The organism is Alteromonas sp. ABH4_454 (assembly GCF_056311775.1).
Genome location: NZ_CM149972.1, coordinates 1834589 through 1846963, shown reverse-complemented (window position 1 = coordinate 1846963; position 12375 = coordinate 1834589). Strand labels below are relative to the sequence as shown.

9 protein-coding genes, 1 tRNA gene and 1 pseudogene are annotated in these 12375 nt (G+C 44.6%); 7 read left to right on the top strand and 4 right to left on the bottom strand.

Annotation, left to right across the window (positions count from 1 at the left end; translation table 11 throughout):
- Nucleotides 1-148: 148 nt before the first annotated feature.
- The 3 genes from ACYX4W_RS08085 to smrA all read left to right on the top strand — a co-directional run bounded on the left by ACYX4W_RS08085 (nucleotide 149) and on the right by smrA (nucleotide 1228).
- Nucleotides 149-223: transfer RNA gene (locus ACYX4W_RS08085), tRNA-Arg, on the top strand.
- Between the two features lie 132 nt (nucleotides 224-355).
- Nucleotides 356-481, top strand: coding sequence for a hypothetical protein (locus ACYX4W_RS08080; protein ID WP_474853974.1), 126 nt, complete (start codon nucleotides 356-358; stop codon nucleotides 479-481).
- A 159-nt stretch (nucleotides 482-640) separates the two neighbouring features.
- The gene (smrA, locus tag ACYX4W_RS08075) at nucleotides 641-1228 is read left to right on the top strand and encodes a DNA endonuclease SmrA (protein WP_476075223.1); all 588 of its coding nucleotides are present in this window, start codon (nucleotides 641-643) and stop codon (nucleotides 1226-1228) included.
- A 170-nt stretch (nucleotides 1229-1398) separates the two neighbouring features.
- On the opposite strand, the gene ACYX4W_RS08070 is transcribed toward smrA, so the two are convergent.
- Together ACYX4W_RS08070 and purL are read right to left on the bottom strand one after the other, a co-directional pair.
- Nucleotides 1399-1539 carry a hypothetical protein gene (locus ACYX4W_RS08070; RefSeq protein ID WP_476075222.1) on the bottom strand — a complete coding sequence of 47 codons (141 nt, stop codon included), beginning with the start codon at nucleotides 1537-1539 and terminating at the stop codon, nucleotides 1399-1401.
- A gap of 257 nt (nucleotides 1540-1796) precedes the next feature.
- Nucleotides 1797-5684: a phosphoribosylformylglycinamidine synthase gene (purL, locus tag ACYX4W_RS08065; protein ID WP_476075221.1), complete on the bottom strand. Its 3888-nt coding sequence runs from the start codon at nucleotides 5682-5684 to the stop codon at nucleotides 1797-1799.
- A 176-nt stretch (nucleotides 5685-5860) separates the two neighbouring features.
- Between purL and mltF the strand changes: the two genes are divergently transcribed.
- Both mltF and ACYX4W_RS08055 read left to right on the top strand, forming a co-directional pair.
- Nucleotides 5861-7264, top strand: a complete 1404-nt coding sequence (gene mltF, locus ACYX4W_RS08060) for a membrane-bound lytic murein transglycosylase MltF (protein WP_474808307.1) — start codon at nucleotides 5861-5863, stop codon at nucleotides 7262-7264.
- Nucleotides 7265-7514: 250 nt separating this feature from the next.
- Nucleotides 7515-7670 (top strand): hypothetical protein, encoded by a 156-nt coding sequence (locus tag ACYX4W_RS08055; RefSeq protein WP_012517585.1) that lies wholly within the window; start codon nucleotides 7515-7517, stop codon nucleotides 7668-7670.
- A gap of 118 nt (nucleotides 7671-7788) precedes the next feature.
- Here ACYX4W_RS08055 and tadA read toward each other — a convergent pair whose 3' ends face one another.
- Nucleotides 7789-8328, bottom strand: a complete 540-nt coding sequence (tadA, locus tag ACYX4W_RS08050) for a tRNA adenosine(34) deaminase TadA (RefSeq protein WP_476075452.1) — start codon at nucleotides 8326-8328, stop codon at nucleotides 7789-7791.
- Nucleotides 8329-8923: 595 nt separating this feature from the next.
- Between tadA and ACYX4W_RS08045 the strand changes: the two genes are divergently transcribed.
- Nucleotides 8924-9151: a hypothetical protein gene (locus tag ACYX4W_RS08045; RefSeq protein ID WP_476056464.1), complete on the top strand. Its 228-nt coding sequence runs from the start codon at nucleotides 8924-8926 to the stop codon at nucleotides 9149-9151.
- 70 nt (nucleotides 9152-9221) lie between these two features.
- On the opposite strand, the pseudogene ACYX4W_RS08040 reads toward ACYX4W_RS08045, so the two are convergent.
- Nucleotides 9222-11190: pseudogene (locus ACYX4W_RS08040) on the bottom strand (monovalent cation:proton antiporter family protein).
- Between the two features lie 268 nt (nucleotides 11191-11458).
- On the opposite strand from ACYX4W_RS08040, the gene ACYX4W_RS08035 reads away from it, so the two are divergent.
- Nucleotides 11459-12358 (top strand): GGDEF domain-containing protein, encoded by a 900-nt coding sequence (locus ACYX4W_RS08035; protein WP_474808311.1) that lies wholly within the window; start codon nucleotides 11459-11461, stop codon nucleotides 12356-12358.
- Nucleotides 12359-12375 lie beyond the last annotated feature (17 nt).

Below are 12375 nucleotides of genomic sequence, written 5' to 3'. Positions count from 1 at the left end.
TTTTTTATTATGTGCCTAGTATCTCAAGATATTTAACAAGACATCTTAGCTGCATAAGCGCAGCGTGATAAACCTCTACACCTTGTTGATTAATCAAAGGGTTTCGTATTTTCTGGAACTACGTATAATAAAGGTTCCTACGCATTAGGTCCCCATAGTTTAATGGATAAAACAAGGCCCTCCTAAGGCTTAGATGTTGGTTCGATTCCAGCTGGGGACGCCATTTTAGCTGGCTTAAACCCAAAATAAAGTAAACCTTCCTATACATTTCACTCCCCTATCATCATGTTTATTTCTTCTACTTTGGTTGTAATTTAATCGTATTAAGCAATACTCTTCTAAACAGGAGAGCACAATGACTTTCGATTCGTCCCCCGAAGAAGAAACTGGCGATGATGTTGAAACACCTATCGATTCAACATTTACCGAAGAGGAATGGTTTGCCATAGAGGCACTATCTGAGCCCGGTGCCATCTTCTAACCGATGAAATTTCAAAATTAATCCCCACTTTTATAGCCGTTGCCTATTTTAAGCGTCGTCTTTCTGCGCATTTAGCTTTCCAATAAGTACACTTCGCATAGACCATCAGGCAAAAAATAACGTATAAATAATGATGTAGTAGTTAATACGGGGAATAGTATGAGCCAATTTGAAAACGACGATATCGATTCGTTTTTTGCTGAAATGCAAGATGTAAAACCCATTGCTTCAGATGATAAGGCTTTATTACACGATCCTGAAAAGGCGCTCGCCGAAAAGCAAAAACGAGCAGCCTTGAAGGTAAGTGTTCGCGACAAGCTTGCTAACCCGTTAAGCATGGAAGGTGTGAAGCCGGTACCGCCTGATGATTTTATACATTTCCAGCAGCCAGGCATACAAGACGGCGTGTTTAAAAAACTGCGTCTTGGCAAATATCCGTTGGAAACCAATGTCACATTATCAGGAAAAACCCTAGAACAAAGCCGCGACCTAATTTATAGCACCATTAAATCAAGTCACGAACGTGGGGTTCGTGCCCTGCTCATTAAACATGGAACGGGTGAACATAGTAAGCCATTTCCTGCGTTAAAGAAAAGCTATGTCAACCATTGGCTACGTGAACTTGATGAGGTGATTGCCTATCATACGGCTCAACCGATGCACGGCGGCTTTGGTGCTACCTATGTGTTGTTGAAAAAGCACCCTCAGCAAAAACTAATAAACAGAGAAAAAAATAAGAAAGGATAAAATGGGAGGCAAGAACTCGTTGAGTCAGCTTTGCTTTTTTGGGCTTGTCTTTAGGTATAGCTTTTAGGCTTTTCTCATGAAGCGCTATATGCTGGACGTTTTTATTGTCCTCCAATGATTAACGCCCGTATCAAGTAACTTGATACGGGCGTTAGAATTTTTCTTTCAGACTACTTAACTGAAGACTGCACACTTAGCGTTGTTGGAGCTTCGGCAGATTTCGCAGATGTGCTAAAAACAGCAGTTACGAACATCAGCACTACAACTACAGCCACTCCGGTTAAGCCAAACCCTTTTGAAGAACGATTCATTGGTCGTCTCTTATTATTAAAACCAGTAAGCGATTGCTAAACACTGGTACAACCCTAACTCAACTCCTGTAACCTAATTGCAATCCTTGCTTGCACTACAATAGATCAGTGACAAACTGATGACAAGGGCAAAAATCAGATTTTTGACACTTTGCCAAAGCTTTGACACCCATTTAAGGTATGCGCATTTATTAAACAGTATTTTTATAGAAAATAAACAGGGGTTTCCCCCTGTTTATCAAGGTCACACTGAAATATTAACCAACAAACTTACGGGCATTTCTAAAGATACGCATCCACGCACCATCTTCTTGCCAATCGTCCGGGCACCATGAGTTTGCAACTGCCCTAAATACACGTTCAGGGTGAGGCATCATAATAGTGCTGCGCCCATCTACAGACGTTAAACCAGTAATACCTTGCGGTGAACCGTTCGGGTTAGCCGGGTATTGCATTGTTGGCTTGCCATAGTTGTCTACATAACGCATGGCTACCTGACCGCTAACCTGCGATAGCGCGTTTTCATTTGCAAATTCAGCCTGACCTTCCCCGTGCGATACAGCAATCGGCATACGCGAGCCTGCCATACCATCTAGCAGCACAGACTTAGATTCCATCACTTCAACCATTGCAACGCGAGCTTCAAAGCGCGCTGACTGGTTAGTGACAAAGTGCGGCCAGTGCTCAGTGCCAGGAATCAATGATTTTAGGTTCGATAGCATCTGACAACCGTTACACACACCTAAACTGAAAGTGTCGTTGCGGTTAAAGAAGCCTTCGAACTGATCACGAGCTATACTGTTAAACAATATAGACTTCGCCCAACCTTCACCTGCACCTAATACGTCGCCGTAAGAGAAACCGCCACAAGCAGCAAGACCCGCAAACTGTTCAAGGGTAATGCGACCCGCCAGCACGTCACTCATGTGTACGTCGATAGCATCGAAACCTGCGCGTGTAAATGCTGCCGCCATTTCTAGATGTGAATTAACGCCCTGCTCTCTTAAAATCGCCACTTTTGGCTTAACGCCTTTGGCAATGTAAGGTGCGGCAACGTCTTCGTTAACATCGTAAGATAGTGCTACATGCAAACCAGGGTCGGCAGCATCTTGCTTCGCAGCGTGTTCTTCTTCAGCACACTCTGGGTTATCACGAAGCTTTTGCATTTCAAACGTAGTTTGCGCCCAGGTTGTACGCATTGATACACGGCTATCCGCAAGTACAGCTACACCATCGCGATTAAACTCAATCATATCTGTACTATTTAATGTACCGATATCGTGAGTCAACTCAGTTAAATCGAATTTAGCCAGTACAGCGTTCACGGCGTCTAGGTCGCTTTCAAGCACTTGAATAACACCGCCTAATTCTTCATTGAATAGTACAGCAATGTCATTACCTTTAAGGCTATCAAGGTTAACGCTCACACCTGTTTTACCGGCAAAGGCCATTTCTGCCACTGTCGTAAATAGGCCGCCGTCTGAACGGTCGTGATAAGCACGCACCAAACCTTTTTCGATAAGCGTTTGCATAGCGTCAAAGAAGGCTTTAAGGCGGGTAGCAGAAACCACATCGGCTGGGCTATCGCCAAGCTGTGTATAGACCTGCGCTAAACAGCTAGCGCCTAAGCGATTTTTACCTTCGCCCAAATCTAGTAGCAACAAGCGGCTTGCACCTTTGTCTGTGCGTAGCTGAGGCGTTAGGGTTTTGCGAATATCTTTTACTGCACCAAACGCAGAAATAACCAGTGACAGCGGAGAGGTTACTGCTTTATCTTCACCGTTTTCATTCCATGCGGTTTTCATCGACATAGAGTCTTTACCTACAGGAATGGTTAAACCTAGCTCTGGGCATAGCTCCTCACCCACGGCTTTCACCGCTTCATAAAGACCTGCGTCTTCACCTGGATGTCCAGCTGCTGCCATCCAGTTAGCAGACAGTTTAATACGTTTAATATCACCAATGTTTGCTGCGGCAATGTTGGTTAGCGCTTCACCTACCGCAAGGCGCGCAGACGCACCGTGTGATAAAAGTGCCACCGGGGTGCGCTCACCCATTGTCATCGCTTCACCGTGATAAGTGTCAAATGCCGAAGCGGTTACTGCTACATCAGCCACGGGCACTTGCCATGGCCCAACCATTTGGTCGCGACTTACAAGACCAGTTACCGAGCGATCGCCTATAGTGATAAGAAATGTTTTCTCTGCCACAGTAGGCAATGACAGAATACGCGTCGCTGCATCACTTAAAGTAATGCCTGCGTCGTCTAATGCGGGTGAGCTTACCTTGGTTGAGCTCACGTCGCGATGCATTTTAGGTGGCTTGCCTAAAAGTACATCTAGCGGCATATCAATAGGTTTGTTCTCAAACTGACTGTCATTTAGATTTAGATGCTGCTCAGCAGTCGCTTCACCCACTACCGCAAATGGCGCGCGTTCGCGGGCGCAAATCGCTTCGAATACCGGCATGTTTTCCGGTGCCACAGACATAACATATCGTTCTTGCGATTCGTTACACCATAGCTCCAGCGGCGTCATACCTGGCTCATCAGACAATACTTTTCTAAGCTCAAAGTTACCGCCACGGCCACCGTCATTAACCAGCTCAGGTAGTGCGTTTGAAAGACCACCTGCGCCCACATCGTGGATAAACTGAATAGGGTTGTTATCCCCTAGCTGCCAACAGGCATCAATCACTTCCTGGCAACGACGCTCCATCTCAGGGTTGTCACGCTGTACTGACGCAAAGTCTAAATCTTCGTTTGACTGACCAGATGCCATTGATGACGCTGCACCGCCGCCAAGACCTATGTTCATTGCAGGGCCGCCAAGAACAATAAGCTTAGCGCCTACTGTGATTTCGCCTTTTTCAATATGGTCACGGCGGATATTGCCTAAACCACCAGCTAGCATAATAGGCTTGTGATAGCCTCTTACCTCTACGCCGTTAAAACTCTTAACTTCTTGCTCGTACGTACGGAAATAACCAAGTAGCGCTGGGCGACCAAATTCATTATTAAAGGCTGCGCCACCTAGTGGGCCGTCAAGCATAATATCGAGAGCGCTCACGATGCGCTGTGGCTTGCCGTATTCGGCTTCCCATGGCTGCTCAGCGCCAGGAATACGTAAGTTAGATACGGTAAAACCAACTAAACCTGCCTTAGGTTTTGAGCCACGACCTGTAGCACCTTCATCACGAATTTCACCGCCAGAGCCTGTTGCTGCGCCAGGGAACGGTGAAATTGCCGTTGGGTGGTTGTGGGTTTCTACCTTCATTAAAATATCGATATTTTCATGATGGTATTCGTATTGATGGGACTGAGGGTTCGGGAAGAAGCGCCCTGCTTCCCAGCCTTCCATTACCGCTGCGTTATCTTTGTAAGCTGAGTAAACGTGATCAGGTAATAACTCGTAAGTGTTTTTGATCATTTTGAACAGCGATTTTTCTTGTTCTTCGCCGTCGATGGTCCAGCTTGCGTTGAAAATCTTATGGCGACAATGTTCAGAGTTTGCTTGTGCAAACATATAAAGCTCAACGTCGGTCGGGTTTCTGCCTAGCTTGGTAAAGCTATCAAACAGGTAGTCAATCTCATCATCAGCTAATGCAAGGCCTAACGACACGTTTGCATTAACCAGTGCTTCTTTGCCTTCCCCTAATACATCTACACTAGTGAAAGTATTCGCTTCGGTTTGAGCAAATAGCACCGCTGCATCATCAGTATCGGTAAACACTGATTCAGTCATTCTATCGTGTAAGAAGCTAGCGATAAGTGCAAAATCATCGTCACTTATTGTATCTTCTGTTTCGATATAAAACGCGCATCCACGCTCTATACGATTGATACTTTTTAAACTACAGTTGTGAGCGATGTCGGTGGCTTTAGAAGACCAGGGAGAGATAGTGCCGGGGCGAGGAGTAATAAGGAAGAGGGTTCCAGAAGGTGTTTGTGCTTGCCTCGCGGGGCCGTAAGTGAGCAGCTTCTCGAGTATTTCTATTTGCTGCTTAGATAAGTCACCTTGGGAATCGACTAGGTGAACATATTCGCTATATAGGTTTTTAACCCTAACGCCGGATTGACCCAGCTTTGCAATCAGTTTAGTTTGGTTAAACTCTGATAGTGCAGGAGCGCCTCGAAGGACCAACATATTGATTTACCTGGTTTGTTAGAAACAACGACCACCAATGCGACGCGTTGCCTCTTGGATTGATGAGTATTTCGGCGCGGATTATAGAGCAATTATGCACAGTAAGTAACCTCATAACGCGCTTACATGAACTTTTTTTTAAACTTAGACGGTTTAATAACAACAAGTAAAGGTCTATGCAGTCACAAGACTATAAAAAACGATTAAAACTACAATTAATAATCATTTTATCCATTGCTGTTATGAGTTGTGGCGTGCCCTCAGTCCCCACTGCCCTTTCCTCATTATTAGAACGGGAAACCATCCGCGTAGGAACCGTATACGGTGCAGGAACCTTTTATAATGGCGCTGAAGGGCCCCAGGGGTTTGAGTATGAGTTGCTGGCAGGGTTCGCCGATTACCTTGGCGTCACTCTCGATTTGTACCCTTTTTACAGCTATGAAGTCATGCTCGAACAATTAGAAGAAGGTAACCTGGACATTGTCGCCACGGGCGATGCGGTGACACCTTCACTAAAAAACCGCTTCACTTATGGCCCTGCTTACCAACATGTCAAACAGCAGCTAGTATTTCAAGCAGGCACATCTAGACCTAGAGACCTTTTAGACCTCGATTCCCCTATAATTGCAGTAGCAGAAAGCAGCCAAGCTCACTTACTTTCTGATCTTTTAAGCGATTTAGGTGACGAAGCAACTGATACTGAAAAAGTAGCGATAAAGACCGAGTTAGTTACCACCGAAGATTCAGATTCTGAAGAACTTTTGCAACAGGTTGCTAATGGTGACATTGCTTATACGGTGGCCGACAGCAATCGCCTAGCGTTACAACGTAGACGCTACCCTAACCTCGCCGTAGCCAAAACACTTAACGAAGATATGCCGATGGCATGGGCCCTTCCTTTAGATCAAGACGATTCAGTGAAAGCAGCGCTCATTGAGTATTTTGGAACCGTACATCAATCAGGCTGGTTTACGGTGTTAGAAGACAAGTACTTTGGACATATTCGCCAGTTCGATTACGTTGACAGTCGCGCATTTAACTACGCAGCTGAAAGTGCATTAGCTCAATATAAACCGTTGTTCCAACAATATGCCGGTGATTTAGACTGGCGACTACTTGCCGCAATGAGCTACCAAGAAAGCCACTGGGACAGTGATGCTATTTCAAGAACCGGGGTTCGCGGCCTAATGATGTTAACACTGGATACAGCAAGTGATTGGGATGTGGATGACAGAACCAATCCAGAGCAAAGTATTCGCGGGGGCTCACGTTATTTTGCCAGCTTGCTAAGTCGCATACCTGCACGAATCAGCGAGCCAGATAGAACCTGGATGGCTATGGCATCATATAATATTGGGATGGGGCATTTGGAAGATGCAAGGGTGCTTACCGAGCAACAAGGGGGAAACCCTGATTTGTGGGTAGATGTTAAACGACGCTTGCCACAGCTAAGGCAAAAAAAGTATTACCGTACCACCCGCTATGGCTACGCGAGAGGTGATGAGGCTTTGCAATACGTAGAAAATATTCGCCGCTACTACGACAGCCTAGTCTGGTTAGATGAACAAGGAAAAATTTAATCTCGTTCGCTTTGCTTCTCTCTTGAAAACTGTCATTTCGGTGTCATCTTTACTCTGTACCCTTTGAACGAGTTAGTGATTAACTAACTCGCTTTCTCAGAACCTTAATTTTTCTAAAAGATTATTAACTCTAAAAGAACAGTGACTCTCGGAAAATGAGCGCTTAGTTCAAACGACAGAGCATTTTTCTTAATTGGAAGAATGGTCACAACGAGGGGAAAAATAGCCTCGCTGTGAGAAAGGAGAATAAATGAAAAAAAATCGCTTTATGAAAAAAGGAATAAAATTGAAAAACAACAACAGACGCAGACTTATGCTTAAGCGTTGCCACCAGAAAGTACTTCAACGTCGTAAGCTATTTGTAACGAGCGACATGTTCACTCAGTTGACTCGCAAGCCTAGCTAGAATACATATAAGCTGGTTGCTTTTATTGATAGGCATCAATTTATTGAGAACTCTCTTTGCAACCCAGCAAACCAAATAGGCGAATAAAACACCCCCCTTCAAGCCAGCAAAATAAGCATTAGCTTGAAGCATCCCCCTCTAGATGTTTTTTCGCCTTTTTGGCTGCCTTAATCTCTTTCCTGCGCTTGCGAAAAAAATCTGACAGTTTGTTAGCACACTCGTCTGCTAGCACATTAGAACCAATCTCAACCTGATGATTTAGCGCAGGATGTTGTAATAGATTCATAACCGAACCCGCAGCACCTGTTTTCGCATCTTTAGCACCAAACACCACCCGCTTTACTCGTGCATGCACAAGCATACCTGCACACATAGAGCAGGGCTCTAAAGTGACATACAAGGTAGCGTCAATAAGCCGGTAGTTTCGCACTTTAGAAGCGGCCTCTTTGACAGCGCGCAACTCTGCATGGGCAGACGGGTCGTTATCCGATATTGGCGTATTGTAGCCTTCTCCGATAAGCTCACCGTTTAATACTACGCAGGCACCTACCGGCACTTCCCCTATGGATTCTGCTTTGTCCGCCAGGGTTAATGCATGCTTCATCCACATCACGTCTTCTTGAGTAACCGTTTCATTAATAAGATTTTCCTGGCTAATGCCCTCTTTAAGAGGGTTCTCTTTGCCTCGGCTCTCTTTAATTGAGTTCTCTTTAATTGAGTTCTCTTTAATTGCGTTCTCTTGGGGAATGCTTTCTTTTGAAAGGCTTACTTTCGCAAGCTCGTCGGCAGCGGTTAGCACTTTAGGCGCTAACGTTTGCGCTGCGACATGTTCGGTGTTTTGCTCCAGAGCCTGTGTTTTTTCAGTGTCGATCTTTGATGCCGGATGGTCGCTATTTTGGTCACTCATTAGTCAATTTTGCTACTTTATTTAGTGAAATTAGTTAACAACAATTCTGCATAAACCTAGGTAAACATTCTAACTTACTAGAAAGTAATGACTTTTGTCACTTGGCAACCTACTTGCAATTTTTCATTATAACACTGCTGGTGTTAAGGGCTTAACTGGTTACACTTTTTATAGAAAACTTAGCGTAATAACCGTTATAGTACTCCAAGCGCAGCAGTTATTTTACTAATAAGTATTTAGCCTCTGTTTATTAGATGTGGAAACTAAATACTGGGTGAATTAGGCAACTGACCACATTTTCACCTAAACTCTTTTTAAACCATTTGTGAGGGATACCACCGTGGACATGACAGCGATTGCAATAGTAGCCATTTGTGCTTGGGCGTTAGTTACCATTGTCGAAAGTGCGAAAGACAAAAGCAAAAAGAAGCTTAGTAACAAAGAAACTGAAGCGTATAAACAAGAAATTGCAAATTTGAAAGAGCGCGTATCTGTACTCGAAAAAATTGTAACTGATGAACGCTACGACCTAAAAAAGCAGTTTGCCGATTTAGAGAAAGACCGCGTTGCTTAAGTTTAGTGAACTTAATTCCTCTGCCAGCGCAACCTATGCCTAAAGCTTAACCTGCGCTGGCAGTTAAACATCAACTCCCTTCTAAGAGTTTGCGTTCAGCCCGCTCTACTCGTCGGGGTTTACCTGCGATTACTAGTACATCATGGGCCTGTAGAATAGCGTCTTGGTCTGGGTCTTTCACTTCATTACCGTTACGTCTTAAACCTTTAATAGCGACACGCATTCTTGTGAAGTCGATATCTTTTATTGCTTTTCCAATGCAAGAGGCGCGTTCAGATAATACTACTGCATGAATAAACTCTAGCTTATCTTCCGTCCCGTAAGTGATTTCTGTCGTTTCTCCCGGGTAAAAGCCGTGCATATGATCATAACGGCCTTTTCGCTCGGCCCGCACCCGCTTTAAAATACGTGACATAGGTACACCGGCGTAATGCAACACTTGCGAGACCAGCATCAAACTGCCTTCTTGTAGCTCGGGCACCACTTGGTTTGCTCCTGCGCTGTACAGGCTTTCTAACTGGTAGTCGCGTTTGGTACGTACCATAACATCTGTAGTGCTCGTTATACTTCGTGTCTGCGTTATCACTTGTTTCGCCTTATCGACCTGATCAAATGTTACAAGCACAAGCTTCGCATTTTCTACATTAGCACTGCTCAGAATATCTTTTTGACTGGCATCGCCGAATATTACGGGTTCACCCGCATTTCGGCTTTCATGCACCCTGACAGGGTCCATATCTATAGCGACAAAATGAATACCTTCCATTTTGAGCATGCGCGCTACCGACTGTCCCACCCGTCCAAATCCACAAATAATGACATGGTTAGTCAGCTGCCCGACATTGCCAAAGCTAGCGTTATCATCAAAGGAGATATCATTATTCACAATGCGTTTAGCGATAGTCACACTGTTGTTCATAAGCCAAGGCGTTAACGCCATACTTATCACACCCATACACACTATTAGCGATGATTGCTCGGTGGTTAATACGCCATGCGTTGTGGCAAGCGCTGCGATAACGAAACTAAACTCCCCTATTTGGCAAAGTTTTACGCCTGCGGACCAGCCGTCAATGGCGTCAGTTTTGACCAACATGGATGCGGCTCTTACCAAGATAACTTTAACTATCATTAACGCAAAAACGCCAAATACGATTTCAAACAAGCTGTTCCAGAGCACGGTAAGTTCCAACTGCATACCTACGGTCACAAAGAACAAGCCCATTAAAATATCGCGAAACGGGCGGATGTCGGCTTCAAGTTGATATTTGTATTGGCTTTCTCCTAACATCATCCCAGCTAAGAAGGCACCTAGCGCCATGGACAGCCCGAAGTAATAAGTTAACCCTCCGGCCAATAGGGCTATTAAAATAGTGGTCAGAACAAACAGCTCATCAGTCCTTGTTCTTGCGATTTCTCTAAACACCCAAGGTAGTAACCACTTACCTACTGACATAAGAAATGCAATAACAAACACACCTTTTAGCAATGCTTCGCCTAAAGCCAGCGCGATACTTACCTCGCCAGTCTGGGCTAAAAGAGGAATAGCGATAAGAAACGGGACCACGGCTAAGTCTTGGAAGAGCAAGATACTGATGGCGAGTTGTGTACGCCTGTTATTGAGAATACCCATTTCGGTTGCTTGCTTTATAACAATAGCGGTAGAGCTTAGCGCCAGCGTACCGCCAATAATAATTGATGCACTAATCGGGATCCCCAAAAAAAGCGGTACGCAGGTAAATATCGCTGTAGTAAACGCCATTTGCCCTAATCCCACACCAAACACCAAAGAGCGCATAGCCAACAATTTAGGAAGGGAGAATTCTAGTCCAAGGGAAAAGAGTAGAAAAACAATCCCCACTTCGGCCAATAAGTGCATTTCTTCGGGGTGAGCAAACACAGATAGCAGTCTGTGGGCCAGCGAGTACACCGGCAAAGAGATAAGCAAGGATAGGTGGAAGATGAATTCGTTTAAATAGGGCGACTGCGCATACCGATATGAACATCAATATCACGATATTTAAAAAACTCGTCCCCACATAACCTCCTAGAGCAACATCAACTTACGATTGTTAAATAAGCACAGTAATCAACTCTGCTTAACACTTAAACTAAAGACTAATGCGACAGATATCTTGTTGGCATTCAGTTTGCAAAATCCCCTATGTAAATGCAGATCCGGCAAGTTTTGCCGCTGTGATCGTCATAAATTTCGCGAAAATGCGATTATGACCACAGAAACGTCAGAGCTTTGACACTGGTTTCATTTCTGCGGCATATCAACGCATTTTGTATAGGGGCACTACTGTGGATTTTTCAACGTCAGTCTACGATAGCACACAACACAACAATTTTTATCCTGCTGAGAGCACAGGTAAATCACTTTCTTTTAGTGAATTATCGGGCTTTGTAACACAGCTCCTGACTACGCTTGAACTTCAAGAGTTAGGAGGCGTGTATTTTCAGCAGCTTAATATGCTATTGCCTGTTGTCGGATTCAGTTTATCTGACTTCGACTCTCGTTGGGTCTACGGTAACGCAAAGATATCGTCAACACTGATTGATTTACCACTACAAGGGGCGCGCTCTGTTAATGGCGAGCAAGCCCATGTCTATTATTACATTAGTTCACCCTTGTCGTTATCGCAACGGGAGAGCCTATTCCAACTTCATGATTTATTTGGAAAACAAGTAAAACACGCGTTATCTTTAATGCGTGTTCAGCAAATGGCAACCAAAGACGTGTTGACGAGTTTAGGCAATCGTGCGGGATTTCAGCAGTCTATGACAAGACAACTGGGGTGGGCGCAACGACACGATGAACCATTTGCACTTTTAGTTATCGACCTAGACAACTTCAAATATGTGAACGATAACTTTGGGCACGGTGAGGGCGACAAAGTACTGGTTCACGTGGCAACACATCTTGAAAATGTACTGCGCGATGAAGACGAAGCATTTCGCTATGGCGGAGATGAATTCTGCTGTTTACTAGACTGCCAAACACAGCAGCAATTAGCATGTGCTGCTCAGCGAATTCAGATGAGTATAAATAGCTCTGCTTACTTATCACGATTAGGTGTATCGGCAAGTCTCGGTGGCGCGATTTATCGAGACGGTGACAGTGTTGATAGTTTATTTAACCGCGCTGATAACGCGCTATATCGGGTGAAAAACTCAGGCAAAAACAGCTATGACGCTGCCTAACTAATCCCTTTTACTTG